The 24,634-nt window shown below is 56.4% G+C and carries 27 protein-coding genes; 10 read left to right on the top strand and 17 right to left on the bottom strand.

Features of this window, described 5'->3' with window-relative positions; translation table 11 throughout:
* Positions 1-23 precede the first annotated feature (23 nt).
* The 10 genes from GRI36_RS02550 to GRI36_RS02505 all read right to left on the bottom strand — a co-directional run bounded on the left by GRI36_RS02550 (position 24) and on the right by GRI36_RS02505 (position 9,029).
* The gene (locus GRI36_RS02550) at positions 24-383 is read right to left on the bottom strand and encodes a HesB/IscA family protein (protein ID WP_160599010.1); all 360 of its coding nucleotides are present in this window, start codon (positions 381-383) and stop codon (positions 24-26) included.
* An 8-nt stretch (positions 384-391) separates the two neighbouring features.
* Complete coding sequence (locus GRI36_RS02545; protein WP_202392100.1) at positions 392-892, bottom strand: SUF system Fe-S cluster assembly protein; 501 nt, start codon at positions 890-892, stop codon at positions 392-394.
* A complete protein-coding gene (locus tag GRI36_RS02540) occupies positions 892-2,109 on the bottom strand; it encodes an aminotransferase class V-fold PLP-dependent enzyme (RefSeq protein ID WP_160597039.1) in 1,218 nt (405 codons plus the stop codon). Before GRI36_RS02540 ends, GRI36_RS02545 begins: the two co-directional genes overlap by 1 nt.
* Positions 2,106-2,873 (bottom strand): SufD family Fe-S cluster assembly protein, encoded by a 768-nt coding sequence (locus GRI36_RS02535; protein WP_160597038.1) that lies wholly within the window; start codon positions 2,871-2,873, stop codon positions 2,106-2,108. Before GRI36_RS02535 ends, GRI36_RS02540 begins: the two co-directional genes overlap by 4 nt.
* A complete protein-coding gene (gene sufC, locus GRI36_RS02530) occupies positions 2,873-3,625 on the bottom strand; it encodes a Fe-S cluster assembly ATPase SufC (protein ID WP_160597037.1) in 753 nt (250 codons plus the stop codon). The genes GRI36_RS02535 and sufC overlap by 1 nt, the downstream gene beginning before the upstream one ends.
* Positions 3,626-3,673: 48 nt before the next feature.
* Entirely contained in the window at positions 3,674-4,174 is a 501-nt protein-coding gene (locus GRI36_RS02525; protein ID WP_160597036.1) for an endonuclease domain-containing protein, read from the bottom strand.
* Complete coding sequence (sufB, locus tag GRI36_RS02520) at positions 4,174-5,670, bottom strand: Fe-S cluster assembly protein SufB (RefSeq protein ID WP_160597035.1); 1,497 nt, start codon at positions 5,668-5,670, stop codon at positions 4,174-4,176. Before sufB ends, GRI36_RS02525 begins: the two co-directional genes overlap by 1 nt.
* Complete coding sequence (locus tag GRI36_RS02515) at positions 5,667-6,092, bottom strand: SUF system Fe-S cluster assembly regulator (RefSeq protein ID WP_160597034.1); 426 nt, start codon at positions 6,090-6,092, stop codon at positions 5,667-5,669. The genes sufB and GRI36_RS02515 overlap by 4 nt, the downstream gene beginning before the upstream one ends.
* A gap of 124 nt (positions 6,093-6,216) precedes the next feature.
* Positions 6,217-7,068, bottom strand: coding sequence for a helix-turn-helix domain-containing protein (locus GRI36_RS02510; protein ID WP_160597033.1), 852 nt, complete (start codon positions 7,066-7,068; stop codon positions 6,217-6,219).
* A 143-nt stretch (positions 7,069-7,211) separates the two neighbouring features.
* Positions 7,212-9,029 carry a DUF885 domain-containing protein gene (locus GRI36_RS02505; RefSeq protein WP_160597032.1) on the bottom strand — a complete coding sequence of 606 codons (1,818 nt, stop codon included), beginning with the start codon at positions 9,027-9,029 and terminating at the stop codon, positions 7,212-7,214.
* Positions 9,030-9,399: 370 nt separating this feature from the next.
* Here GRI36_RS02505 and GRI36_RS02500 point away from each other — a divergent pair, with 370 nt between their 5' ends.
* From GRI36_RS02500 to GRI36_RS02490, 3 genes are all read left to right on the top strand, one after another.
* A complete protein-coding gene (locus tag GRI36_RS02500; RefSeq protein ID WP_160597031.1) occupies positions 9,400-10,428 on the top strand; it encodes a quinone-dependent dihydroorotate dehydrogenase in 1,029 nt (342 codons plus the stop codon).
* Between the two features lie 10 nt (positions 10,429-10,438).
* Entirely contained in the window at positions 10,439-12,205 is a 1,767-nt protein-coding gene (ggt, locus tag GRI36_RS02495; RefSeq protein WP_235902138.1) for a gamma-glutamyltransferase, read from the top strand.
* 61 nt (positions 12,206-12,266) lie between these two features.
* The gene (locus GRI36_RS02490) at positions 12,267-14,111 is read left to right on the top strand and encodes an AMP-dependent synthetase/ligase (protein ID WP_160597030.1); all 1,845 of its coding nucleotides are present in this window, start codon (positions 12,267-12,269) and stop codon (positions 14,109-14,111) included.
* 130 nt (positions 14,112-14,241) lie between these two features.
* On the opposite strand, the gene GRI36_RS02485 is transcribed toward GRI36_RS02490, so the two are convergent.
* From GRI36_RS02485 to GRI36_RS02475, 3 genes are all read right to left on the bottom strand, one after another.
* Positions 14,242-14,769, bottom strand: coding sequence for a hypothetical protein (locus GRI36_RS02485; protein ID WP_160597029.1), 528 nt, complete (start codon positions 14,767-14,769; stop codon positions 14,242-14,244).
* A gap of 68 nt (positions 14,770-14,837) precedes the next feature.
* Positions 14,838-15,830: a sulfur carrier protein ThiS gene (gene thiS, locus GRI36_RS02480; protein ID WP_160597028.1), complete on the bottom strand. Its 993-nt coding sequence runs from the start codon at positions 15,828-15,830 to the stop codon at positions 14,838-14,840.
* Positions 15,831-15,847: 17 nt separating this feature from the next.
* The gene (locus GRI36_RS02475) at positions 15,848-16,231 is read right to left on the bottom strand and encodes a MerC domain-containing protein (RefSeq protein ID WP_160597027.1); all 384 of its coding nucleotides are present in this window, start codon (positions 16,229-16,231) and stop codon (positions 15,848-15,850) included.
* 129 nt (positions 16,232-16,360) lie between these two features.
* Here GRI36_RS02475 and GRI36_RS02470 point away from each other — a divergent pair, with 129 nt between their 5' ends.
* From GRI36_RS02470 to rpsI, 5 genes are all read left to right on the top strand, one after another.
* Positions 16,361-17,386 (top strand): COX15/CtaA family protein, encoded by a 1,026-nt coding sequence (locus GRI36_RS02470; RefSeq protein WP_160597026.1) that lies wholly within the window; start codon positions 16,361-16,363, stop codon positions 17,384-17,386.
* A complete protein-coding gene (gene cutA, locus GRI36_RS02465; RefSeq protein ID WP_160597025.1) occupies positions 17,383-17,706 on the top strand; it encodes a divalent-cation tolerance protein CutA in 324 nt (107 codons plus the stop codon). Before GRI36_RS02470 ends, cutA begins: the two co-directional genes overlap by 4 nt.
* Complete coding sequence (locus GRI36_RS02460) at positions 17,703-18,410, top strand: hypothetical protein (RefSeq protein WP_160597024.1); 708 nt, start codon at positions 17,703-17,705, stop codon at positions 18,408-18,410. Before cutA ends, GRI36_RS02460 begins: the two co-directional genes overlap by 4 nt.
* 179 nt (positions 18,411-18,589) lie before the next feature.
* Complete coding sequence (rplM, locus tag GRI36_RS02455) at positions 18,590-19,069, top strand: 50S ribosomal protein L13 (RefSeq protein WP_160597023.1); 480 nt, start codon at positions 18,590-18,592, stop codon at positions 19,067-19,069.
* 200 nt (positions 19,070-19,269) lie between these two features.
* Positions 19,270-19,773, top strand: coding sequence for a 30S ribosomal protein S9 (rpsI, locus tag GRI36_RS02450; RefSeq protein WP_160599007.1), 504 nt, complete (start codon positions 19,270-19,272; stop codon positions 19,771-19,773).
* 80 nt (positions 19,774-19,853) lie between these two features.
* Here the strand turns inward: rpsI and GRI36_RS02445 are convergent, their stop codons facing one another.
* Together GRI36_RS02445 and GRI36_RS02440 are read right to left on the bottom strand one after the other, a co-directional pair.
* Positions 19,854-20,603, bottom strand: coding sequence for a metallophosphoesterase family protein (locus GRI36_RS02445; RefSeq protein WP_160597022.1), 750 nt, complete (start codon positions 20,601-20,603; stop codon positions 19,854-19,856).
* Positions 20,604-20,614: 11 nt separating this feature from the next.
* A complete protein-coding gene (locus tag GRI36_RS02440) occupies positions 20,615-20,881 on the bottom strand; it encodes a hypothetical protein (RefSeq protein ID WP_160597021.1) in 267 nt (88 codons plus the stop codon).
* A 212-nt stretch (positions 20,882-21,093) separates the two neighbouring features.
* Here GRI36_RS02440 and GRI36_RS02435 point away from each other — a divergent pair, with 212 nt between their 5' ends.
* Positions 21,094-21,387 carry a UrcA family protein gene (locus GRI36_RS02435; RefSeq protein ID WP_160597020.1) on the top strand — a complete coding sequence of 98 codons (294 nt, stop codon included), beginning with the start codon at positions 21,094-21,096 and terminating at the stop codon, positions 21,385-21,387.
* 173 nt (positions 21,388-21,560) lie between these two features.
* Here the strand turns inward: GRI36_RS02435 and GRI36_RS02430 are convergent, their stop codons facing one another.
* On the bottom strand, positions 21,561-22,835 hold the full coding sequence (locus GRI36_RS02430) for an APC family permease (protein ID WP_160597019.1): 1,275 nt from the start codon (positions 22,833-22,835) through the stop codon (positions 21,561-21,563).
* A 204-nt stretch (positions 22,836-23,039) separates the two neighbouring features.
* Here GRI36_RS02430 and GRI36_RS02425 point away from each other — a divergent pair.
* A protein-coding gene (locus tag GRI36_RS02425) for an IS5 family transposase (RefSeq protein WP_202392099.1) occupies positions 23,040-23,821 on the top strand; the annotation gives its coding sequence in 2 pieces (ribosomal slippage) (positions 23,040-23,531 and positions 23,534-23,821; 780 coding nt in all).
* Here GRI36_RS02425 and GRI36_RS02420 read toward each other — a convergent pair.
* A complete protein-coding gene (locus GRI36_RS02420) occupies positions 23,818-24,633 on the bottom strand; it encodes a LytR/AlgR family response regulator transcription factor (protein WP_160597018.1) in 816 nt (271 codons plus the stop codon). The genes GRI36_RS02425 and GRI36_RS02420 overlap by 4 nt on opposite strands.
* Position 24,634 lies beyond the last annotated feature (1 nt).

The raw sequence follows: 24,634 nt of genomic DNA, 5'->3' as shown, positions 1-24,634 counted from the left end.
ATCGCAGCCCGCCAAAACCCAAATTAGACCATAAAGCTTTCGCCGCAGCCGCAGGCGCCCTTGGCGTTGGGGTTCTCGAAAGTGAAGCCAGCAGTGAAATCATCCTCGACCCAATCCATTATCGATCCGACCAGATAAAGCACGCTCGCGCCGTCGATGTAAAAAGTGCCCGCAGGTGTTTCGATTTTTTCGTCGAATTTCACTTCTTCGGTCACATAATCTACCGAATACGCAAGGCCTGAACAACCGCGCCGCGGAGTCGAAAGCTTAACCCCAATCGCATCGGAGGGTGCTTTGGACATAAGGTCGGCTATCCGCCCCTCAGCGCCCTTTGTCAGGGTTACAGCAGCAGGAATTTGGCGGGTTTTGGTTGGTGCATTCATGTCGGCCATCACAGCATCCCCAATTCGAGGCGAGCCTCATCGCTCATCTTGTTCGGGTCCCATGGCGGGTCCCATACAAGCACGACTTCTGCGTCGCGAACACCCGGGACTGATCCTGCGCGAAGCTCGACTTCGGCAGGCATGGATTCCGCGACAGGGCAATTTGGTGTGGTCAATGTCATGCTGACGATCACGTCGCTTTCTGCATCGACTTCAACGCCGTAAATCAGACCAAGATCATAGATATTGACTGGAATTTCGGGATCGTAAATCTCTTTGAGCGCGTCAATAATTGCATCGTGCAATTCGCCGCCCGGATCCCCGGCTGCGACTTTCTCGGGTTTCTTTTGAAGGAAGCCCTCAAGATAATCTCGCTTACGCTCCAGTTTCTCGCCCATAGTTTCAGGGGCATCTTCTACTGCATCTTCCACCCGGGCCCGCTTTGACGGGCTGACCGCCAAAACTTCCTCGACTTCGATTTTCCGCTCTTGGCCAATGCTTTCGGTCATTATCCGAAGATCCTCTTGGTTCGCTCGATACCGCGCAACAACGCGTCGATATCGCTTTCATCGCTATACAGTCCGAAGCTCGCCCGCGCTGTTGCCGGCACTCCGAGATAAATCATCAGCGGCTGAGCGCAGTGATGACCCGCCCGGATAGCCACATTTTCTTCATCCAATATGGTGCCTAGATCATGCGGGTGAACCCCCTCCATCTCGAAGGAAACGATTCCGGCGGTTTTTTCCGGTCCGAACAAGCGTATGGAATTGATCTTGCGCAGCTCATCGCGAAGCGTGATCGCCAAGGCGCTTTCATGCGCAAACAGGCTCTCCATATCCATCGCATCAACGTAATCGATGGCAGCATGAAGCGCGATTGCCTCGGTAATCATCGGCGTGCCCGCTTCAAACCGCTGTGGCGGCGGAGCATAGGTCGTTTTGGCGAAGCTGACTGTATCGATCATCGCGCCCCCACCTTGATACGGCGGCATTTCTTCAAGCAGGTGTTCCCTCGCCCACAGCACGCCGATACCGGTTGGACCGTAGAGTTTATGCGCGGACAGAACGTAAAAGTCGCAATCCAGCTCGGCCATGTTGAGCCGCATCCGGGGCGCAGCCTGGCAGCCATCAAGCAGAAATTTTGCGCCCACCGAATGTGCCAGTTTGGCCGCACGCTTAACGCCCAAAATCGAGCCGAGCACGTTGGAAACATGCGCCAACGCGACGATTTTGTGCTTGGGCGTCAACATCTGCTCGAGCGCATCAAGATCAATCAGATGATCTTCCGTAAGTGGGCACACATCAATTTCAGCGCCGGTTTGCTGCGCGATCATCTGCCATGGCACGATGTTGGAATGATGCTCCAATTGGCTGAGCATGATCCGGTCGCCAGCCTTAAGGTTCAGTCCGCCCCAGCTTTGCGCGACCAGATTGATGCCCTCGGTTGCGCCGCGCACAAAAACAATCTCGTTTTCGCCCTTGGCTCCGATGAAATCCGCCACCCGCCGCCGCGCCGCTTCATAGGCGAGCGTCATATTGGCCGAACGCGAGTAAACGCCGCGGTGGACGGTCGCATAATCGCGGCCCAGCGCATTTGACATCGCATCGATTACCGCCTGCGGCTTTTGCGCGGTGGCTGCGGTGTCGAGATAGTGCCAAGGCTTGCCCTCGGACGTGACCAGCCCAGGGAAGTCAGCTTTACGGGAAAGGGTAGTAGCCTCGTTCACACAACCCCCTGATCAAGTTCATGCAGCGCGCCTTCCAGCATCCGCTCACGAACCGCATCATCGGTAATCGCTTCGAACGCATCGCCGATAAAGGCTTGTATCAGCAGCTTCTTCGCGACCATTGGCGGGATACCGCGCGCGGCCATATAATAGCTTGCTTGCTCGTCCAGCTGTCCGATGGCCGCCCCATGCGCACACAATACGTCGTCGGCGAAAATTTCGAGTTCCGGCTTGGTGTTGGCGCTTGCACCCTTTTCCAGCAGGATTGCGCGGAAATTTTGCGCTGCATTGGTTTTCTGCGCATCACGCGCAACTTCGATACGGCCCAGGAAATTGCCTGTCGCCTTGCCCCATTGCACGGCGCGCACCACTTGGTTGGATGTAGCATTCGGGTGCGAGTGCTTAGTACAGGTCACAAATTCCTGCACTTTATCGCCTCCGCCCAAAGTCACGCCGCCAAATTCAAAATGGGCGCCTTCTTCCAACGTCACTTCAACTTCGACGCGCTGATATTTTCCGCCTGCAATAGTGTGAAATGCTTCGAAACGGCCGCCAGCGCCGACATGGACACGCAGCCTATCAACCGAGCCTTTGCAAGCATCGCCCGACAGATGTGTTTGGAATTCGCTGCGCGTTTCGCCAGCGGGAACTTTCAAGGTACGCCAATGTGTTAGGGACACAGGATCGGACGCAGCGAGATAGTCGCCATCGGCATAGCGCCAGTCTTCGTCGCGCTTTGTTGGCAAGGTAGCGGCTTGTGACATCAGGCCGCCGCTTCCATTACGCCGTCATAACCTTCTTCTTCCAGTTGCAGCGCCAGTTCGGGGCCGCCGGATGTGATTATCCGGCCATTGGCCAGAACATGGACGAAGTCAGGCTTCACATAATCAAGCAGGCGCTGATAATGGGTAATCAGCAGCACGCCTTTGTCGGGCGCACGCATGATCGAATTGATCCCGTCACCGACCGTACGCAAAGCATCAATGTCGAGGCCGCTATCAGTTTCATCTAGTACCGCAAATTTGGGATCGAGAATACCCATCTGGACCATCTCGGCGCGCTTCTTTTCGCCGCCGGAGAAGCCTACATTCACCTGCCGCTTGAGCATTTCCATATCGAGTTTGAGCAGCGCAGCTTTTTCTCTTGCAAGCTTCAGGAACTCACCGCCCGAAAGCGGTTCCTCGCCGCGAGCGCCGCGTTGGGCATTTAAGGCCTCGCGCAGGAACTGAACGTTGGACACACCGGGAATTTCAACCGGATATTGGAAACCCAGGAACAGACCGGCAGTGGCGCGCTCATGCGGGTCCAGATCGAGCAGATCGACCCCGTTCAGCGTGGCTGTACCAGCGGTGACTTCATAGCCCGGACGCCCGCCAAGGACATAGGACAGGGTCGATTTTCCTGCCCCATTGGGCCCCATGATTGCGTGCACCTCTCCCGCACCAACCTCGAGCGTCAGTCCCTTGAGAATTTCAGTGTCGCCTACATTGGCGTGGAGGTTTTCAATTTTAAGCATTGGTCTGTGTGTCTCGTATTTGTTTAATGCGCCGGAGAATGAGGGGGCTCACCTGACGGTGCCGCTCCGGTTGAATTCACGCTTTTCATAAGCCGGCCGAGAAGGTTTTGACTTGCCCGGTTTGTCGAACGGCCTTTCCAGCTCTTCCAGAATTGCTTGCTCGATAGGCTCCAAGTCGCCCATCACTTCTTCGGCAGTGAACCGTATGATGCGCACGCCGACTTCTTTCAGCTTGCGGTCGGACAGTTCCTCAATGGTGCGGTCAGCCTCGGTCTCGCCCGAGATTTCGACCACCAGCCAACGCGTCTTGCAGGCAAAATCGACCACGGAGGAGCCCATCACAACTTCACGGTTAAACGCAAAATTGCCGACGCCTTTCTTGTCGAGCAGACCCCAAAGCCGCTTATGCGCCTCCGAAGGATGCCGCCGGTTATACCGCGCACGATCATACAGCTTGTCCTTGCGTGATTCGGAAATATTCCAGCCAGCGGTTTTATCGGCATTGGCGGTTTCGCCGGAGCCCAGGGAGAGTGTTTTGCGTTCAGTCATTACCCGACACTCCCTTCAAGCGAAATCGCCAGCAGTTTCTGAGCTTCCACGGCAAATTCCATCGGTAGTTGTTTCATCACTTCTTTCGCGAAGCCGTTGACTATCAGTGCGACCGCCTCTTCCTCGCCCAAGCCGCGTTGCATCGCGTAGAAAAGCTGGTCGTCGCTGATCTTACTGGTGGTCGCTTCGTGTTCGATCTGTGCGGTCGGGTTCTTCACTTCGATATAGGGCACGGTGTGTGCGCCGCATTTATCGCCGAGCAACAGACTGTCGCACTGCGTGAAATTGCGGACATTATCGGCATTCGCGCCAACGCGGACCAAGCCACGGTAGGTATTGTCCGATTTGCCCGCGCTGATACCTTTGGAAATGATCGTGCTGCGCGAACCCTTGCCATTGTGGATCATTTTGGTGCCGGTGTCAGCTTGCTGGTAATTGTTGGTCACCGCGACCGAGTAGAACTCGCCCACGCTGTCTTCTCCGTTGAGTACGCAGGACGGGTATTTCCACGTCACCGCGCTGCCGGTTTCAACTTGCGTCCAGCTGACTTTCGACCGCGCGCCTTGGCATAGCGCACGTTTGGTCACGAAATTGTAGATTCCGCCCTTCCCCTCAGCGTCGCCGGGATACCAGTTCTGGACGGTCGAATATTTAATCTCCGCATCATCCATCGCGACCAGTTCCACTACCGCGGCATGCAGCTGGTTTTCATCGCGCATCGGGGCGGTGCAACCTTCTAGGTAGGACACATAGCCGCCCTTTTCCGCAACGATCAAAGTGCGTTCGAATTGGCCGGTATTTTCGGCATTGATACGGAAATAGGTGCTAAGCTCCATCGGGCAGCGAACGCCCTCCGGTATGTAAACGAACGTCCCATCCGAAAAGACCGCGCAATTGAGCGTGGCGAAATAATTATCGCGCTGCGGCACCACTTTGCCGAGCCATTTTTTGACCAGTTCAGGATATTCCTTGATCGCCTCGGAGATGCTGCGGAAAATAACTCCCGCCCGCTCCAATTCTGCGCGGAATGTCGTCGCAACTGAAACGCTGTCAAACACCGCGTCAACCGCGATCTTTCGCGCACCTTCTACGCCGGCGAGCACTTCCTGTTCGGCAATCGGAATCCCCAGCTTGTCGTAAACGCGCTTGATTTCAGGATCGAGTTCATCGAGCGATTCCAACGTCGGCTTCTTGGTCGGCTCGGCGTAATAATACGCGTCTTGATAGTCGATCTTGGGATAGCCCACTTTGGCCCAATCGGGCTCTTCCATCGTCAGCCACAGACGAAACGCCTTCAGCCGCCAATCAAGCATCCATTGGGGCTCGCCCTTCTTCTCGCTGATAAACCGGACAGTGTCTTCATTCAGGCCCTTGGGCGCGAATGTCTGTTCGATATCCGAGTGGAAGCCATGCTCGTATGTCTCAAGCTTCTTGGCTGCATCGCGCGCAGCCTTGTCCTGAATCTCGGCTTCAGGAAGGGTTGTTTGTTCGTTCATGCCAGTTCCCGCTGGTGTGTGTTCTGAGTAAGCTGCGTCAGCGGAATATCCGCCAGCGCGCCACGAACGGCTTGGTTGACGACCGCCCAATGTGGTTTGACTGCGCAATTTAACTCTAATCCGCAATCATGTGTGCCAGTATCGACGCAAGCGGTCAGCGCAATCGGCCCTTCGATGGCTTCGACTATGTCGGCCAAGGTGATCGCTGCAGCAGGGCGGGCAAGCTGCAGCCCGCCCTTCGCGCCGCGGACCGAACGGAGCAAACCAGCCGCAGTCAGCTTGCTGACCACTTTTTGCACGGTCGGCGCTGGCAGATTGGTCTCAGCGGCCAACTCGCTTGCTGAAACACGCCCGCCACCACAATGGCCAGCAGCAGCGGTCATTGTAACAACAGCATAATCGGCAAGATTCGACAGGCGCATACAGGATAAACTCTAAATCGGACTGATTCGTTCCGAATTTCAGCTAGAGATGCAAGCAAGCTGTTTCAATGGTAAAGGCATTGTTGCGAGTCGTTAGCAATTGCAGCCGTTCCGCTTTGGCAGATTATCCAATCCTGTTGAAATTCTTCATCCGTAGCATTGCTTGGAACAGTGGCTCTTCATCCCCTCCAAGCCGCGACGGCGTATAGCCACAATAGCGGCGAATTTCGCGAATCATGTGGGGCTGATCATAGAATGCTTCTTCTATCCGCGCCTGTTCCTCGCTCGTCAGATTATGCTCGGCCAACAAACTAGCCGCACGGATGGCCCGGTATTTGCGGGCAAGCGCTGCTGGCGGAAAGCCGAAATATCGTTCGACTAACCGTTCGGCCTGACGGCGTGAATAGGGCAATGCCGAAAACAAATCTTCCAAATCAGGGTTGAATGAGCCGCCAAGCCAGTCAGTCACTTGCCCGATCAGTCGCTCATGAAGCTCGGGAACCTCACCAAAACGCGGCGCGAGCCAATCCGCCACCGCGAATGCAGCTTGTTTGCCGGATAGCTTTCCGCTGCGATAATGTTCATTCGTGTCGGCGGCAAAGCTTAGCACTTCGCCTCCTATCAATTCCTGCGGCGGAATAAAGCGGTCCACAAACCGGTTGGCAGGCTTCTGCGTGAGCGCCGCCCAGCCAAGCGATGACAAGGACGCGCCAATGGCGTGCCACGGACCCTTCATCGCGAAGGGTGCGGCGCTTGAGAAGCCGGCAAGCATATGCGCTTCGCCAGTCAGCGAGTCCCGTTTGCCGGCAAATTCAACCCAGCCGCTGCCATAAGGGAATAAGGAAAACTGGGCCAACGCGCCAGGATGGCGATCGCTAATCACCGGTTCGTCCCACACGAAAGAAAACAGCGTCAGCACATATCGCTGCAGCGCCGCCGGAGGATCAAAATATTCAAGATGGAAGCGGGGCGGCATGACTAAATGATTGCGACCCATTCAGCGCGAAGCCGCCCCGAGTGCCGGGAGGGAGGGCTAATCATAACCCGATACCGACAACTCTGCTTCAGGCGTATATACAGCTTCACCTCCAATAGATTGTATTCCAGCGACATTGCAGCTTAACTTTGCGAACTTATCCACGCTTCGACATTCTCTTCCATAATCGATAGCGGCACCGGGCCATTCTTCAGGATAACATCGTGAAATCCGCGAATGTCGAATTTGTCTCCCAATTCGGTCTGGGCGCGTCCGCGCAATTCCATGATTTTGAGTTTGCCAATCATATAGGCGGTCGCTTGGCCGGGATAGACGACGTAGCGTTCGATAGCTTTGCGAATATCTCCCTCGGGATTGGGGGTGTTGTCAGTCAAATATTGGATCGCCCGTTCGCGGCTCCAGCGCTTGTCATGAATGCCGGTGTCGACCACCAATCGACAGGCGCGCCACAATTCCATTCCAAGACGGCCAAAATCGGAATAGGGATCCTGATAGAATCCCATATCCTTGCCCAATTCCTCAGTATAAAGGCCCCATCCTTCCGAATAGGCTGTAACTCCGCCAAACCTTCGGAAAGCTGGCACGTCACCCAGTGCTGTCTGGATCGAACGCTGCAAATGGTGCCCGGGAAGCCCCTCATGATAGGCAAGCGCTTCGAGTTCGTTCTTCGACATATCACGCAGATTATACAGGTTCACATAATAGGTGCCGGGGCGCGAACCATCGGGCGCGGGGCTTTGATAAAAGGCCTTGCCCGCGCTTTGTTCGCGGAACGCCTCAACCGGCTTGATAATCATCGGGTCTTTGGGAAGCGTGGCGAAGAATTCGGGAAGCTTCACCTCCATCGCATCCAGCTTCGTTTGCGCGTCAGCGAGATATTCCTCGCGAGTGGTGTAGAAGAATTGGTCACCGGTCCGCGTATGTTCGAAGAACTCCTGTAAGGTCCCTTCGAAACCGACGGTCTTCATGATTGCGCGCATTTCGCCGTGAATGCGGTCAACTTCGCGCAGGCCAATATTATGAATCTCGTCAGCCGTCAGGTCGGTGGTGGTGTAATTGGCGAGCAGTGCCTTGTAATACGCTTCACCTTTAGGAAAGCGCCATACACCGTCATCCGTCGGTGCAATGGCTTGCTGGCGCTTCATCTCGGCAAGCAGGCGTTCGAAAGCCGGGCGGGCTGAATTCACCCAAGCCAATTGTGCTGCACCGCGCAAGTCGCCTCCTTGGTCGATTGTCATTTCGAGTCGATCAAGCTTCTCTCCAAAATCGACTAAAATCGGATTTGGACTATCAGCCGAGAGAAGGTTCTCGATATCCTTGATAACATAAGGATAGACCCAATCAGGCGGCATTACTCCGGCATCGGCTCTCGCCTTTGAGTCAGCAGCGAGCGTATCGAGTACTTCGCCCATTCCTTCAATGCGGCTGACATATGCCGAGGCATCAGCAACGCTAGAAACTCGGTGAATGTTGATCAAAAAGGCCGGAAGGCGGCTTTGCGAACCGTTCATCTGGTCAAAGATGTAGCCATATTGGCGGAATGGAAACAACGAGGCGGACCGCTCTGCCTGAGCATTGAACAGACGGTAAGACAGCGCGTCTTCATCGGATAATTCGGCAATGTCGTATGTGTCTCGCATCCGCTGCGCTGTATTTTGCACAAGCTCGTGCTGCTTCACATCAGCTGCATCGGAATAATCGCCCCATTTGCCGTAATCCTCGTCGCGAATACCGCGATAGGCTTTCCCCAAGGGCGATTCGGCCAATTGCGCGGCGTCATAATCCGCGAATAGTGTGCCGATTGCAGCGACCTCTAGCTCGTCAACCGCAGCAACCGGCTCTGTGCTAGCGCTTTGTGCATCGGGATAGACCGGAGAACAGGCCGAGAGCGCTAGAGCGGCAAATGCGGAACCGGATAGAAAAGGGGCGCGCTTGGACATCAAAAACTCCTCAAAGAAACATGAGTTGTCTCTAAGCGAGAAATGTCTGTTTTGGCCAGTTTGTTCCAGAGAGGTTCAATATAATCAGGATCGGCGACAAAAAGGGGGCAGGATCGGCGACAAAAAGGGGGGCGGCGCCGTTGCCGGAACCGCCCCCCATAAAGTCGAGGAACTCTGTGCAGTGATGCTAGAGCCCTTCGGGTCGCAAGGAGTGATATATGCGGCGAATCGAAAAACCGATTGTATAGACGCGACAGATTCGGCGCTCTGCCATACATTTTCGCGTTATTTTCAAACATGACCGGCCAAATTGCGCAATTATCACTACCGATATCGACAGAGATGCCAGCCATCGGCATAGCAAGACGCGATGATATTCCAGTTTCTTAAACCCGCCATTTTTACGCTTGATCCCGAGCGCGCTCACCGCCTGACCATCGCCGCCCTGCGTGCTGCTCCCGCAGGCCCCGCGCCAAAGCCAGGCAAGTTAGCGATTGATGTAGCGGGAATCACTTTCCCAAATCCGGTTGGCATGGCCGCCGGCTTCGACAAGGATGCCGAAGTCCCCGATGCCGTGCTTGGCCTAGGATTCGGCTTCGCAGAAATCGGCTCGGTCACACCTCTACCTCAAAGCGGGAACCCCAAGCCGCGGCTTTTCCGTCTGGTAGAAGACAAGGCCGTCATAAACCGCATGGGATTCAACAATGGCGGCGCAGAGGCTGCGAAGAAGCGGTTGATTGCACGAAAAGACAAGGGCGGGATCGTGGGGATCAATATCGGTGCCAATAAGGATTCGCCCGACCGTATCGCGGATTACGCGGTGATGACCGGGATTATGGCACCACTTGCGACCTATCTCGCGGTCAATATCTCCAGTCCAAACACACCTGGGCTTCGTGCGCTGCAAGATGAAGGTGCGTTGATCGAATTACTCGATGCAGTGCTGGAGGCTCGCGGACAGCAAGGCCCGCCAGTATTCTTGAAGGTCGCCCCCGATCTGACGCCGAAAGATGTCGATGCAATCACAAGGATTGCCTCCGATAAGCAACTGGACGCTCTGATTGTATCGAACACCACAATCAGTCGCCCATCGCTGCAATCACGACATGTCGCTGAAGCTGGAGGCTTGTCAGGCGCTCCGCTTAAACCGCTCGCGCTGCAACGTATCCGTGATTTTCGGAAGGCGAGCGGCGGCTCGATCCCGTTGATCGGAGTAGGCGGAATTTCCAGCGCAGAAGACGCATGGGAACGCATTCGTGCAGGGGCCAGTCTGGTCCAGCTTTACAGCGCAATGGTCTATCAAGGCCCAGGTTTGGCCCGATCAATCACGCGGGGGCTGGAACGGCTTATGAAGCGTGATGGTTTTTCAACTATTGCCGCAGCGGTCGGGAGCGAATAGCAGTCCGCCCATGAACATGCGCCAATCTTTCAGCCGGGTATCGCTCGTTGCTGTGACCAGTGTGACCCTCGCCGCCTGCCAAACTATGGCCGGCAGCGAGCCATCACTTGATAGCATTTCGCCGACCGCAATGAATGCGGCAACAGGAGCCGTCAGCGCCGCTGACCCACGGGCGCAAGCCGCTGGCGAAGCGATTTTGGCGCAAGGCGGCTCGGCAACTGATGCAGCCATCGCTGTAATGCTGGCGCTCACCGTGGTCGAACCGCAAAGCTCTGGCATTGGCGGGGGCGGATTTTTAGTCAGAGGCACTGCGACCGGTGCAATCAACACGTTCGATGGCCGCGAAAAGGCGCCTGCTGGTGCTGATCCACAGTGGTTTTTAGGCGAGGATGGCGAATTACGTGATTACCGCAGCTCGGTTCTGAGTGGTCTCAGCGTCGGTATTCCGGGCAACATCGCGATGGTGGCAGAAGCGCATCGACGGCATGGTAAGCTACTCTGGGCCGATTTGTTCGCGCCAGCGATGAAGCTGGCGCAAGACGGCTTTGCCATAAACCGGCGGCTTAATGATTCGCTAGACGGGCAAATTGGCCGGGCGGGGATGACCGAATTTGGGCGCGAACTCTATTATACCGCGGAAGGTCAGCCCAAACCTGTCGGCACGATACTTAAAAACCCTCAATTACACGTCACTCTGGCCGAAATTGCCAGCGCCGGGCCCGAGGCATTTTACCGGAGCAAGGCCGCTTCTGATTTGGCGGATGTTGTCCGCGCTGCGACACCCCGCGATGGCGGAATGACCGCTGCCGATGTCGCCGCCTATACCGCAATGGAGCGCGAGGCGGTCTGCGGGACTTATCGCGATTACAAGATTTGCGGCATGGGTCCGCCTTCCTCCGGCGGTATCGCTGTAGTACAAATCCTTGGGCAGTTGGAGCGGTTTGATTTGGCCGCGCTGGGTGCAGACAATCCGGTGACATGGCACCTGTTCCTCGAATCGCAGCGCCTTGCCTATGCCGACCGTGAGATTTACCTGGCCGATGAAGACTTTGTCAGCGTTCCGGTGAGCGGATTGATCGCGAAAGATTATATTGCGCGACGAAGCACCTTGATCAGCGCGAACACCACGATGGAAACAGCAATTTTCGGCATTCCTGAAGGCGCAACTGTCGCTCTTGCTGACGGCGACGAGCCGGTGGAGAACGGCACCTCGCATTTCGCAGTCGTGGACGACACAGGCACGATGGTTAGCTATACCTCGACCATCGAGGGTCCGTTCGGCTCTGGCCTGACTTTTGGCGGCTTTTTCCTCAACAACGAATTGACCGATTTCAGCCGGTCGCCCGAAGTGGATGGTAAGCCTGTTGCCAATAGGGTCGAAGGCAGCAAGCGCCCGCGCAGCTCGATGGCACCGACCATCATTTATGATCCCTTGGGCAGGCCAGTGGCAGCGATTGGCGCCGCTGGCGGATCGACCATCCCGGTCCAGACCGCACGAAGCATTGTCGGCATTATCGATTTCGGACTGCCGGTCGAAGACGCGCTAGGCCTGCCCCTGATCATGGCTTTTGGTGACAATGTGATGGTCGAAAAGGGTGCTTGGCTGGAGCAAGAAATCAGCGCATTCGAAACGCTGGGCCACAGTGGAATAGTGGCGCGCACGCCCCCGCTTAAGGCAGGAGCCGTCCATTGGGACGGAGTAAAGTGGGTGTCAGCACGCGATCCGCGACTAGTGGGAATGCTGGAAATCACTCCTTCGGCGGCAGGACAGGATTAACCCGGCTTGCCGCTTTGCCTAAGGCGGCCTAAATCGTCACAATAGTATCGTCGCGCAAAAGATGCGGCGTCAATTTCGGGATGAGGAGCGAGCCTTGCAGCTAGCCGATATCGATACGGCCAAGAATTTGGTCGAGCTGTTTCTAGCACGCGCAGACGCGAAGGGCGATGAGGCTTTCCTTGGCGCCAAGCGGAACGGCGAGTGGCAAACGATCAGTTGGCGCGAAACCGCAGAGCGTGTTTGCCTACTCGCCGAAAACCTTCGAAAGCTAGGGCTGGTCGATGGCGACAGGGTCATGCTGGTCTCGGAAAACCGGCCCGAATGGTGCATCGCAGATCTAGCGATCATGGCGGCGGGCTGCATCACTGTGCCAACCTACATCACCAACACCGAGCGCGATCACCAGCATATTCTCGATAATTCCGGTTCGAAAGCAGTGATTGTATCGAATGAGAAACTGTCGCAGCCGCTGCTACCGGCCATCATGCGGTCCGGAATGGCGAGCCATATCATCCCGATTGACGGCATCAGACAGCATCAGACGGGCGATCTGACATGCCGCAGCTGGGAATCAATGTTGATTGGCGACGCATTGGCGGCGCGGGCGGCAGTGGATGAGCGGATTTCAAAGATCCCACGCGATGCGACTGCTTGCATCATCTACACTAGCGGTACCGGCGGCGCACCGCGCGGCGTAATGCAGCATCACGGGTCGATATTGTGCAATGTGGCGGGTGCAGCAGAAATTCTTGAAGCTGATTTCGGTCTCGCTCAGGAAGAGCGCTTCCTTAGCTTTCTTCCCCTAAGCCATGCTTATGAGCATTCTGGCGGCCAATTCCTGCCAATCGGTGTCGGCGCACAAATCTATTATGCTGAAGGGTTGGAAAAACTCGCCAGCAACATCGAAGAAACCAGCCCGACAATCATGGTCGTTGTCCCGCGCCTGTTCGAGGTCTTGCGCACGCGGATCATGAAGCAGGTTTCCAAGCAGGGCAAAGCGGCCAATTATATGATGGACCGCGCGCTAACCATCGGCGAGCACAAAGCCAATGCAAAGGGCCGCGTCCGGTTGCGCGATCGCCCGATGAACTTGATTCTGGAAAAGGCGCTGCGCCCCAAAATTCGGCAGAAATTCGGCGGCCGGATGAAGGCGATGGTGTCGGGCGGCGCTCCACTCAATCCCGAGGTAGGTATCTTTTTCGACGCAATGGGCCTGACCATGCTGCAGGGCTACGGCCAGACCGAAGCCGGGCCCGTAATCAGCTGTAACCGCCCGGCCGCTGGCATCGCCATGGATACCGTGGGCCCACCGATGAGAGGCGTAGAGCTGAAGGTTGCTGCAGACGGCGAATTGCTGGTGCGCGGCGAGCTGGTGATGAATGGCTATTGGCAAAATGACGCGGAGACCAAGCGTACCCTGCAGGAAGGCTGGCTCCACACTGGTGATATCGGCCATATCGATGACAAGGGCCGGATCAAGATCACGGACCGCAAGAAAGATATGATCGTCAATGACAAGGGCGACAATGTTGCCCCGCAAAAGATTGAGGGCATGCTGACGCTACAATCGGAAATTTCTCAAGCGATGGTTTCGGGCGACAAGCGCCCTTATGTTGTCGGGTTAATTGTCCCCGATGCCGAATGGGCGCTCGAATGGTCGCGCGCCAATGGCGAGAAATTCGACATGAAAGCACTACAAGATTTGCCCGCATTCCGCAGTGCAGTGAGCGAAGCGGTTGCGCGTGTGAACAAAGAATTGTCGGTCACCGAGAAAGTCCGCCAATTCGCTTTCGCGGACGAAGCCTTCACCGTCGAGAATGAAGAAATGACCCCCAGCATGAAAATTCGCCGCCACAAGATTCGTGAGCGGTATCAGGCGAAGTTGGATGGGCTTTACCGGAGCTGATCCGCCAATTCTGACTTTTATCAATTTCAAGACCTAGTCGCGGTAGCCCGAGGGTGACTGACCACCGCGCCTGTAGGCGCGAAAGCCTAGGGGGCCGGACGGCTCCGCCGGCGATTGAGGCCCAACAATCTTATGCCGCCTCTTTCTCGATAAATTCGGGATAGAAGGTCGGTTTAGCGTCGCTCCAGCCAGGAGCGGTCGCAGCCGCCTCGCTAAGGCTTTGCAGCAGCATTTTACGCCGACCGGGGCGGATTTGCGGCAACGCAGCGGCGGCACAGAAAGCGCTTGGCAGCCAAGGGCGAGCATCTGCACCCAACAGCCGTTCGTAGAGAAAGCGGAAAGACGAGAAGCAACTCAACCGCTCTTGGCCAAGGTCAAATGCAGCAATTCGGGTTAATTTGCCGATGAAGACTTCGATCGCATCAAAGCCTGTTTCGGTTGGCACGCTGTCACGCAGAGTTTTCAATTCCTGATAGGTGACATATTGGCTGCGAATGGCGGCATTCTCCGCTGCGTCACGCGCCCACAGTTTGAATGCATCCTCACGGCCAAGACCAATGTCGAGACTGCGGCGGATATAACGCTGCTCGGCAGCATCAAAATTAGCGAATTCGCGCATCTCGGAAATTGTCAGTGAAGCAGTATTTGTCGTCGCCATGGCGATGCCCCTTTGTTTCTAAGGAGACTTGTCGCGTGTCATGGTTAATTTTGAGTTAGCGCCCCGGATTAAATCAATCCGGCAAGCGGACTGCTCGGGTCGGCATATTTGCGCGTGCCCATCCGCCCGGCCAAATAGGCATCACGTCCGGCTGCCACCGCCAGCTTCATCGCGCGGGCCATTCTGATCGGGTCTTTCGCCTCTGCGATCGCGGTATTCATCAGCACACCGTGGCAACCAAGTTCCATGGCGACAGCAGCTTCCGAAGCTGTTCCAACACCAGCATCGACCAGCACAGGTACGTTTGCGCCCTCAACAATGAGGCGGATTGTCACCCGGTTCTGAATGCCGAGGCCCGATCCAATCGGAGCACCCAGCGGCATCACCGCGACCGCTCCGGCTTCTTCCAATTGCTTCGCTGCAATCGGATCATCTACGCAATAGACCATCGGCTTGAAGCCTTCATTGGCCAGGATTTCAGTGGCTTTCAGCGTTTCGCGCATATCGGGATAGAGCGTGCGCGCTTCGCCGAGTACCTCCAGCTTCACCAAATCCCAACCGCCAGCCTCGCGGGCCAGCCGCAAGGTGCGTATCGCGTCCTCTGCAGTGAAGCAGCCTGCGGTGTTTGGAAGATAGGTAATTTTTTTGGGGTCGATGAAGTCGGTTAGCATCGGCGCATTGCGGTCCGTCACATTCACGCGGCGCACCGCTACAGTGACAATCTCTGCCCCTGACGCTTCGACAGCAGCGGCGTTCTGTTCGAAATCCTTGTACTTGCCAGTGCCGACAATCAGCCGTGAGGTGAAAGTCTGGCCTGCAACGTCCCAAGTGTCGGCAGCCTTATCCGTATGATCGCCGCCGCCAACAAAATGAACAATCTCCAGAATGTCGCCATCAATAAGCGAGACATCAGCCAAAGTTGAACGCGGCACAATCTCGCCATTGCGCTCGACCGCCACTTTTGCGGGGTCAAGCTCCAGTTCTTGCACTAGGCCTGAGATTGTCGGTGCGCTGGATTGGCGGGTGTCGCCATTGACGGTAACAGAGATTGGCTGGGTCATACCCTGCCAAATAGCGCTCAATCAGCCGCAGGCAAGTGCGAGCGTAAGTTGAGGATGTGCCCTGCCGAAACCAGCGTCACACCGATCACTGTCAAAACCACTTCGTGCATACCGTGCGGCACAGCCAGTGCCGCGCCCATAAAGGTGAGCCCCATCATCGCAACCACAAACGGCACTGCCCGCCGATGCTGGAGCGCGCCCCAACCGATTGCGACCGCTGCAATCACCAGCGCAATCGCGAGGCCTACGCGGTGGATCGCAGGCGCGAAAAAGAACTCACCGCCAATTCCCAAGGCAGAAACGATAAGAATGCTTAGCAGACAATGAGCGGCACAAAGCCCGGAAAGGACTATTCCAGCGCGGTCGAGCCGCGAACGAATCAGGGGAAGTACATGCCGCATCCGGAGCTCTATGTATGTGATGGTGTAACATTCTGCAAGTGGAGTTGCATTTTATCGTCTTGCGCAACCGCCACCCTGCTTTCATGGAACTTGCTCTCGATATCGCTATTGTGCTGGTGAACAGATATTATGCCAATTAACCCTGAAGCCCGTCCAATTCTACTCGCACGCTGGCTGTTTGCTGTGGCTGCGGTGATCGTCATCATGGTGATTGTTGGCGGGATCACCAGGCTGACCGAATCGGGCCTTTCCATCACCGAATGGAAGCCGGTGACCGGGGCGTTACCGCCATTGAATGAATCGCAGTGGCAGGCAGAGTTCGATGCCTACAAGGAGATCGGCGAATATCAGCTGGTTAATGGACCTGCCGGAATGACCCTGGCTGATTATAAATTCATCTATTTCTGGGAATGGTTCCATCGCCTTCTAGGCCGGTTCATTGGCTTGATCTATGCACTCCCGCTGCTGTGGTTCTGGGTCAAGCGCCAAATCCCAGCTGGATATAAGCCCCGCCTGCTCGCGCTGCTGGCGCTGGGCGCGCTGCAGGGGACTTTCGGTTGGTACATGGTGCGCTCGGGCCTTTCGGCTGAAATGACCGATGTCAGCCATTTCTGGTTATCCATCCATCTGCTCACAGCCTTGTTTACACTTGCAGGGCTGATTTGGACCGCGCTTGATTTGCTCAGGCTGGCGCAAATCCCAAATGCCCGCCCGGCCCGATTAACCGGATTTGCATGGACATTGAGCGCAGTGCTGTTCATCCAATTGCTGCTTGGCGCATGGGTCGCAGGGCTGAATGCGGGGCTTGCATCGGATAGCTGGCCGCTGATGCAAGGGCGGCTATTCCCAGAAATCGATATGTCCCGCGGAGCACTTTATGCGCTGACGCATGATCCGTTCCTGCTGCATTTCCTCCACCGCTGGTGGGCGTGGGTTGCGGTCGCAGCGTTGATTGTGCTGGCACGTAAAGCGCGAGTTTTTGACCGGCGTGCGTCGATCATCATCCATTCGGCGTTTGGCCTCCAGATAATTCTTGGGATTGCGACAGTATGGACCGGGGTTAATTTGTGGATCGCCACCGCGCATCAAGGAGTGGGGGCCTTGCTGGTCGCGGCCACAGCTTGGGGCCTGCATCTCATCGGCCGCGGCAAATGAGCGCGCTGATCTGGTCACCATTCGAAAATATCGAGCAAGCCAGATCAATTGCCAAATTGCTGATGCAGGAACAGTTGATTGCTTGCGCCAATTTCCATGATGGTATGCAGTCGATGTTCGTCTGGGAAGGCGAGATTGACGAAACGAACGAATGTGGAGGGTTGTTCAAGACTGACGCGTCTTTGCTGAAAGCCGCAATAAAGCGTCTTGAACAATTGCATCCCTACCAAACACCCGCCATTCTGGGATGGAATTGCGAAGGGGCCGGGGTCGCAACCCAGTCATGGCTGAGCAAACTGGCAAAAGGGTGGCGGCAATGACGGAACTAACGAGGCGTAACGCCATATTCACTGGCGGGGCGATGCTCGTCGTTTCACTCGCCGCGACCAGAGTGCATTCACAGGATCGGCTTTTCAACCCGACGGCCTCGCCCATGCTATTCACTCGCAAGCTGATACGAGAATTGACTGATGGTGCGCTAATCGAGATCACGCGGAGGTTCGAGATCAGGTTCAACCGGTTAGGGCAAGGCTACCGTATCGAAGGCATCCAGACCGCAGTCGAGGCCATCGTCCCGCCGAAACTCGATGGGCTCGCCCGGATTGAAAAGCAGCGCGATGAGAGCGGGCTGTTTCCTATCTTGCTGGGATCCGAAGGTTTGATACTCAATGCCAACACAAGCTCGAACCAACCAGAGATCGATAAAGCGGTGGCTTATGCAATCGAAAAGTTGGAAAGCGTAAATACCGAGGATAGCGGTAAATTTCTGCAGGCGCTGCAGAATTCTGCCTCGCAGGCCCTCACACATTTGCCACGAGACTTGTTTGTGCCAAGAACTCCGGAAAGCCTGCATGCCCGCGCCCTGCCCCTGCCAGATGGCAGTGTTGGCCAGATCAAAATCGCGTTCCGGGCTCGAACATCGGATACCTCCGGACTAATGACGCATGCTAGCCGGACGGTCGAAACAAGTGTGAATGCCACAACGCGCACTTCGATTGAGCACTGGTCTCTCGTAAAAAAATAGCGCCAAATAACTGGGCTCGACAGTCACGGTATTATTTTACCTCCTCTGAAGGGCGCAGAATTGCTTGACTTTGTGGCCTTAAACGAACAAATCGCCCGCTCTTCGAGGGTCCCCGACGGGATTCGCGGATTACCGCTGCAACCGAAGCAGCCCAAGAATTTTAGGAATGGACACAGCCCATGAAGGCTCTCAGCAAAATGACCCGGTCGGTAAAGCCGGCCGAGGTCGAAAAGAAATGGCACATTATCGATGCCGACGGTCTCGTCCCTGGACGTCTGGCGGCAATCGTTGCCAACCTCCTGCGCGGCAAGCACAAGCCAAGCTACACTCCGCACGTTGATTGCGGTGACCATGTCATCATCATCAACGCAGGCAAGGTGCAATTCACCGGTAACAAGATGACCGGCAAGATTTATTACAAGCACACCGGCCACCCTGGTGGCATCAAGGAAACAACTCCGGCGAAAGTTCTGGAAGGCCGTTTCCCTGAGCGTGTGCTCGAAAAAGCCATCCAACGCATGATCCCGCGCGGCCCACTTGGCCGTGACCAAATGCGTGCCCTGCACCTGTATGCCGGCACCGAGCACCCACATGACGGCCAGAAGCCTGAAGTGATGGATGTCGCATCGATGAACCGCAAGAATAAGGCTTCCTCATAATGACTGAAGAAACCAAAAAAGACGCTGCTGCGGAAGCGGCTCCCGAGGCCGTAGTGGAAGCTACACCCGAGAAGAAGGCGGCTAAGAAGGCCCCTAAGAAAGCTGCAGCAAAGACTGAAGCCAAAGATGAGCCCAAGACTGAGGCAGCACCGGAAGTTGCAGCTGAAGCCGAAGCTGCTCCAGCTACTGAAACCGGTACCATTTCCGATCTTGCCGATCTGAAAGACATCGCTGGTGACGCGCCCGCTGCCGACGCTTCGACTGCTGAAAACGTCGTTGTCGAAGCCATGCCGCTTCGTGAGCAAGAGATCGATGATCTCGGCCGCGCTTATGCCACTGGCCGCCGCAAGGATGCCAAAGCCCGTGTTTGGCTAAAGCCCGGCACCGGCAAGATTACGGTTAATGGCCGCGATCAGGAAACCTATTTCGCACGCCCCACGCTGCGTTTGGTTCTCAACCAGCCTTTCACAATCACAGAGCGTGAAGGCCAGTATGACATTATCGCCACCGTCAAAGGTGGTGGTCTGTCGGGCCAAGCTGGCGCGGTTAAGCACGGCATCAGCCAGGCACTAACCCGTTACGAGCCGACATTGCGCGCTGTTGTTAAGGCGGCAGGCTTCCTGACCCGCGATAGCCGCGTGGTTGAGCGTAAGAAATACGGCAAGGCCAAAGCTCGTCGGAGCTTCCAGTTCTCGAAACGTTAATTCGGGAATTCAGGCAATTGCCAATCAAAGAGGCGGTCCGGCAACGGGCCGCCTTTTTTGTTATTGGCAAACTTGCGCGGCTAGCCGTCGCGGTACGTCCGCTGCTCAACTGTCAGGCCGTCTTCCGGCGAATAGATCACGACATTATAACCCGGCTCGGCCCCGCGAAGACGGGTAGACAAGGTGCCTGCGCCGATCATCCTGACTGACTTGTTGTCCGAAGCCCGAACCAGATCAAACGGCACGTGCACATGGCCCGTCAGAATGGCTTGGGCGCCCGCCGCCGCAACAGCGGCAAATGCCCGATCACCGCCAATCGTAGGGTTCTTCATTCCCTCCTCCGCAGGCAGAAGCGGATGGTGACACGAAACAATCTTGTAACGATGGTCGGACTCTAAACTCTCCAGCACTCCAACTGTTTCGGCTAAGGCTTCGTGTCGCACATAACCATCGGACCAGGGGAAACGTGGTTGCGCGCGAACTGTAGTTTTGAGCGGAACAATGACCATCTGCTCGAACTCGAGCACCGCACCGACCGCATCAGCCAATGCGCCATAGCGCTTATAAGGCTGCGTAAACCGCTCCCAAAGATTGTAATAGGGCATGTCATGATTGCCAGGCTCAAGCGCGACCGGAGTATTAAGGCTGCTGAAGAACGCCCGCGCCTGGCCGAATTGTTGATGCGTTGCACGCTGAGTCAAATCGCCGGTGCAAATCACGGCGTCGGGACGTTCAGCGTGAACGGCATCTTCAAACCAGCGCAGGGCGGTATGATGCTCGACCCCGAAATGGATATCACTTACATGGAACAGGCGAAGCGCGGTGCTCATGGATACATTGCTCAAATCCTGCCGGTCAGAATGAGCCAGCCGGAAACTCCGTTCAAACCGCTATAGATCAAATAGCCCCAGACGAGTTCGGGCCAGCCATTCGCCGCGAGCAACATTGCCACGAGCAGAACGCCAAATTCCAAGCCGAGGGCCAATCGCCGGCCAGCCCGGTCTGCAAACCAACTGATCGCACCAATCGCGGGATGTTTACTCTCCATAACCGCCCGGTGAAGCGCGAAATTTCCAATTCCGAGCAAAAAGATGACGAAAATCTCCATACCTTGCTACTGCCCAATCCTTGGTCGGGCCGCAAGCGCGGTTCGTCCCGCAGTTTCCGCCTTCGGTCTGGGCACCGCTGATTTGGTCGAGAGGATGACGCGCACTATCGACACTGTGCTGCATTCCCAACACAGTTGGCGTATTCCAACAATTGCGAAGTGCCTTTCACCCCCCTTCTTTGACAGAGAGGCCCGCAAATGGAGGAAAAGAAATGAAAAAATCCCTTATCGCGTTGGCTGCCGTAGGCGCCATGATGTCGACAACTCCTGCCTTCGCAGGCAATGTGCAAATCCAATATGATGATCTCAACCTGTCCTCCCCTGCCGGACAAGAAGCGCTTGAGCGCCGGATCGACAAAGCTGCCCGTGACGTCTGCGGTCTCGATCAGCAGCGCTCGGGCACGCGGTTCCCAAACCGTGGCGCCAAGAAATGTTTCGACAACGCCAAGAAGCAAGCCACGCAACAAATGGCGGCCGTGGTCGATGAACAACGCCTTGGAGGCTGAGTATTACCAGCTCTCAATAGGCATTCATCCCCCGCGCCCCTTAATTCACGCGCGGGCCCCTAGCCCGAACCGGACCAGTCCCCCGGTTCGGGCTATTCTTTGCAGACGTGGATTTGATATCTAGCTGTTAAGACTTTGCTCAAACTTGCTAGGCGGCGTGGACAAATTTGAGCCTAGGCCCTGCCCTCGGGCAGATCGATCCCGTCCTGTTGCACCGCGCCGACTTTCGAGGCGAGATAAAGCGCCGTGCCCACAACAATCATAATTCCGGTGTAAAATACGGAGTTCGCATCAAGCTGCAAAAGCAACCACACGACGTAGCCGGTCGCGACCGGTATTATGATGGCCCAGCGAAAGCCCATCGTCTCACGCAAGCCTGCATCATTGCGCCGCCACATGACGATGAGCGACCCAATCGTCACGAGAAAGGCGAGCTGTTCGACACTAACAAGCAGCTCCGCGAGCAGCTCAAAAGTACCGGACAGAGCAAGAGCGGCAACGAACGCTCCAAAGAAGCCGATAGCAACAACCGGCGATTTGAAGCGGGGCGACACATAGGCGAAGACATGTGGTAAAAGTCCGCGCCGCCCCATCCCGAACAAGATGCGCGGTGCTAGGAAAAACAGGTTGAGGCCGAGGGTCGCGGTGGAGAAGATCGCTGCGACACTGACCATCAATGCGCCGGTTGGTCCGAGCAAACTGGTCCCCATCGCTGCGAGCGGAATGTCCGCCTGCGAGGCATCGGGGGCAGAGGCCGAATATACCAGCTGGACGAGCGCGTAGAACGCTGCGACCATCGCCAGATTGGCGAACAGCGCGCGCATCAACGTTTTGCGCGGATTCGTTGCCTCACCGGCGGCGTTCACCGCCATGTCGCACCCCGAAAAGGCGAACGCGAGCAGGAGCGCAACGGACTCGAACGCGCTGAACGTTGGGAGCGTGATGTCGGTGGGGATGCCGTTCTGCGTTAGGCCGACAGCGATCAGGATCAGGATTGGCGTCAGTTTGAGTACGGTGCCCACAGCGATCGCCTCAATCGCCCGCACCGTGCCGCTGGCGCTGATCGCGAAAAAGGTGACTGCGGCAAACGTCATCGTCGCAAGGCGAATGACAGGATCGTCAAATACCGGGAACACTGCCGCCAGATACGACACCATCACATGCAGGCTGGCTGACGCGCCCGCCATGCTGCCTGCGACCGCAAACCAGCCCACCTGAAAGCCTACCGCGGGACCAAAGGCGTGCTGCGCATAAAGCTGCGCCCCGCCCGATTGCCGAAAGACGGTCGAGAGTTTGGCAGTGACGGCCAGCATGGTCCCGTAAAGGCAGGCGAACAGCAAGATTGCGATGGGCGAGAAACTCCCGGCCGCTGCAAAGAGCAGTGCGGGAAGAGCGAAAATGCCTGAACCGACGACCCCGTTGAGGCTGGTCAGGATGGCTCCGCCCATGCCAACCACGCGCGGTGGTTTCTCATCGTATGAAATTGTCTGTCCCCCCGGCAGCTGTTCTGGCGGGTGTGCATCATCGATAAGCGCAATGCAAGGTTGCCGATATTTGGATATTGAGCTTCGAAGAACGGCTCTAGGCGGCGTCGACAAATTGGTTGACGCGAGACTCGGCGATTGATTCCAGGCTTCCTTTTGGAGGCGGGCTTGAGCCGGGGTGATCTGAGCGAAGCGGACTGGCGTGTTTTGAAGGGTTTGTTGCCGATCGATGCGGCAAACCGAGGGCGTGGACGACGGCCAGAAGAGAACCATTCGATTATCAACGGCATACTCTGGCGGCTTCGCTGCGGCACGCCCTGGCGCGATGTTCCGCCCAAGTACGGTAATTGGAACACGATCTATCGGCGGTTCAGGCGGTGTAGCGAAGCTGGGGTCTGGGAGGCAGTGTCGGTCACACTGGCCGAGATCATGGCGGACAGCGGCCACTACAGCATCGATAGCACCACGGTTCGCGCCCATGTCTCGGCAGCGGGCGGAAAAAAGGGGACTCGTCGAAGAGCTCTTGGCCGCTCGCGGGGCGGGTTCACCAGTAAGCTCCACTGTCTGGCTGATCGACGAGGACGGCCACTCGCCTTCCACCTGACAGTCGGCGAAGCGGCGGATTGCAAGGCCTATGACACGCTAATCACTCTGCCAGGGCGAGTGCCGCAGGCGTCCTGGCAGATAAGGGATACGATGCCGATGCCATCCGGGCCGATCTTGCCAACAGGAACATCGAAGCCGTCATTCCGGGACGGTCAAACCGCCGGGTGAAGATCGAATATGACCGGACACTCTACAAGGAACGCAACCAGATTGAGCGCTTCTTCGGTCGTCTGAAAATCAACCGCGCCATTGCAACCCGATACGACCAACTCGCCGAAAGCTTCCTCTCCATGGTCCACATCGCATCAGCCAGATACTGGCTCAAATTTGTCCACGCCGCCTAACGTCCAGCCATTGCTTTCACTTTGGACAAATAGGTGCGGCCGATTCTAACTGCTTCGCCGCCTCCCAGTTCTACTGACCAGACACCTAATCCATCGTGCCTGAGGCCGCGAATCTTATCACGGCGCAGAATGGTCGATCGGTGGATCCGGATAAATTCTGTGGGGTCGAGACGTTTTTCGAGACCTGCAATGGTCTGCAGCAACAGATAGGTACGCTCAGCCTCGCCGGGTACGCCCACGTGGAGCCGGACATAATCGCGCTCGGCATCGATCCTGCTGACTTGGCTAACTTCGATCCTAATCAGCTCGCTGCGATGCGGAACCCACAATTCGCTTAACCAATCGCCACCCTTGGCCTCTCTCTCTCCGCGACGGGCAAGGGCGCGTTCTATGGCCCGTTCAAGCCGGTCGGTTGCCACTGGCTTGAGGACATAATCTACCGCATCGAGGTCAAATGCTTCAACGGCAAAGTGGTCGTGCGCGGTTACGAAGATTACCGCCGGACGCTCTTTTGCTTTGGCACTTGCATTGGCGCCTGAATTGGCGCCTGAATTTGCCTCGTCATTGCCGTATATTTCGGCAAGTTTGCGCGCGACTGACAGGCCATCAATCTCTGGCATTGTCATATCGAGCAGGACCAGATCCGGTGTCAGCGCCTCAATCAACCTAAGGGCCGCCGAACCGTCACTGGCGGTACCAACCACATTCAAATCTTTCAGCTTGGCGCAAATCACCTGCATCCGCTCTACGGCAAGCGGCTCATCATCGACGATCAGGGTGCGCAGGGCGTTTTCATTTCCGTTTTCAGACATG

Origin of the sequence: Pontixanthobacter gangjinensis, assembly GCF_009827545.1 — a bacterium.
In the GTDB taxonomy this organism is placed as follows: domain Bacteria; phylum Pseudomonadota; class Alphaproteobacteria; order Sphingomonadales; family Sphingomonadaceae; genus Pontixanthobacter; species Pontixanthobacter gangjinensis.
Note: the sequence above shows the minus strand (reverse complement) of the source record. Positions and strands in the feature narration are given on the sequence as shown.

Coding starts and splice junctions, on each gene's coding strand:
- ggt (WP_235902138.1), top strand. CDS start 10,439: ATGAACATGCGCCAATCTTTCAGCCGGGTATCGCTCGTTGCTGTGACC.
- GRI36_RS02525 (WP_160597036.1), bottom strand. CDS start 4,174: ATGACTGAACGCAAAACACTCTCCCTGGGCTCCGGCGAAACCGCCAAT.
- GRI36_RS02505 (WP_160597032.1), bottom strand. CDS start 9,029: ATGTCCAAGCGCGCCCCTTTTCTATCCGGTTCCGCATTTGCCGCTCTA.
- rplM (WP_160597023.1), top strand. CDS start 18,590: ATGAAGGCTCTCAGCAAAATGACCCGGTCGGTAAAGCCGGCCGAGGTC.
- GRI36_RS02545 (WP_202392100.1), bottom strand. CDS start 892: ATGACCGAAAGCATTGGCCAAGAGCGGAAAATCGAAGTCGAGGAAGTT.
- GRI36_RS02490 (WP_160597030.1), top strand. CDS start 12,267: ATGCGGCGTCAATTTCGGGATGAGGAGCGAGCCTTGCAGCTAGCCGAT.
- GRI36_RS02515 (WP_160597034.1), bottom strand. CDS start 6,092: ATGCGCCTGTCGAATCTTGCCGATTATGCTGTTGTTACAATGACCGCT.
- sufC (WP_160597037.1), bottom strand. CDS start 3,625: ATGCTTAAAATTGAAAACCTCCACGCCAATGTAGGCGACACTGAAATT.
- GRI36_RS02420 (WP_160597018.1), bottom strand. CDS start 24,633: ATGTCTGAAAACGGAAATGAAAACGCCCTGCGCACCCTGATCGTCGAT.
- GRI36_RS02475 (WP_160597027.1), bottom strand. CDS start 16,231: ATGCGGCATGTACTTCCCCTGATTCGTTCGCGGCTCGACCGCGCTGGA.
- cutA (WP_160597025.1), top strand. CDS start 17,383: ATGAGCGCGCTGATCTGGTCACCATTCGAAAATATCGAGCAAGCCAGA.
- GRI36_RS02460 (WP_160597024.1), top strand. CDS start 17,703: ATGACGGAACTAACGAGGCGTAACGCCATATTCACTGGCGGGGCGATG.
- GRI36_RS02430 (WP_160597019.1), bottom strand. CDS start 22,835: ATGGGCGGAGCCATCCTGACCAGCCTCAACGGGGTCGTCGGTTCAGGC.
- GRI36_RS02440 (WP_160597021.1), bottom strand. CDS start 20,881: ATGGAGATTTTCGTCATCTTTTTGCTCGGAATTGGAAATTTCGCGCTT.
- GRI36_RS02445 (WP_160597022.1), bottom strand. CDS start 20,603: ATGAGCACCGCGCTTCGCCTGTTCCATGTAAGTGATATCCATTTCGGG.
- GRI36_RS02510 (WP_160597033.1), bottom strand. CDS start 7,068: ATGCCGCCCCGCTTCCATCTTGAATATTTTGATCCTCCGGCGGCGCTG.
- GRI36_RS02435 (WP_160597020.1), top strand. CDS start 21,094: ATGAAAAAATCCCTTATCGCGTTGGCTGCCGTAGGCGCCATGATGTCG.
- GRI36_RS02535 (WP_160597038.1), bottom strand. CDS start 2,873: ATGTCACAAGCCGCTACCTTGCCAACAAAGCGCGACGAAGACTGGCGC.
- GRI36_RS02550 (WP_160599010.1), bottom strand. CDS start 383: ATGAATGCACCAACCAAAACCCGCCAAATTCCTGCTGCTGTAACCCTG.
- GRI36_RS02470 (WP_160597026.1), top strand. CDS start 16,361: ATGCCAATTAACCCTGAAGCCCGTCCAATTCTACTCGCACGCTGGCTG.
- thiS (WP_160597028.1), bottom strand. CDS start 15,830: ATGACCCAGCCAATCTCTGTTACCGTCAATGGCGACACCCGCCAATCC.
- sufB (WP_160597035.1), bottom strand. CDS start 5,670: ATGAACGAACAAACAACCCTTCCTGAAGCCGAGATTCAGGACAAGGCT.
- GRI36_RS02485 (WP_160597029.1), bottom strand. CDS start 14,769: ATGGCGACGACAAATACTGCTTCACTGACAATTTCCGAGATGCGCGAA.
- GRI36_RS02500 (WP_160597031.1), top strand. CDS start 9,400: ATGATATTCCAGTTTCTTAAACCCGCCATTTTTACGCTTGATCCCGAG.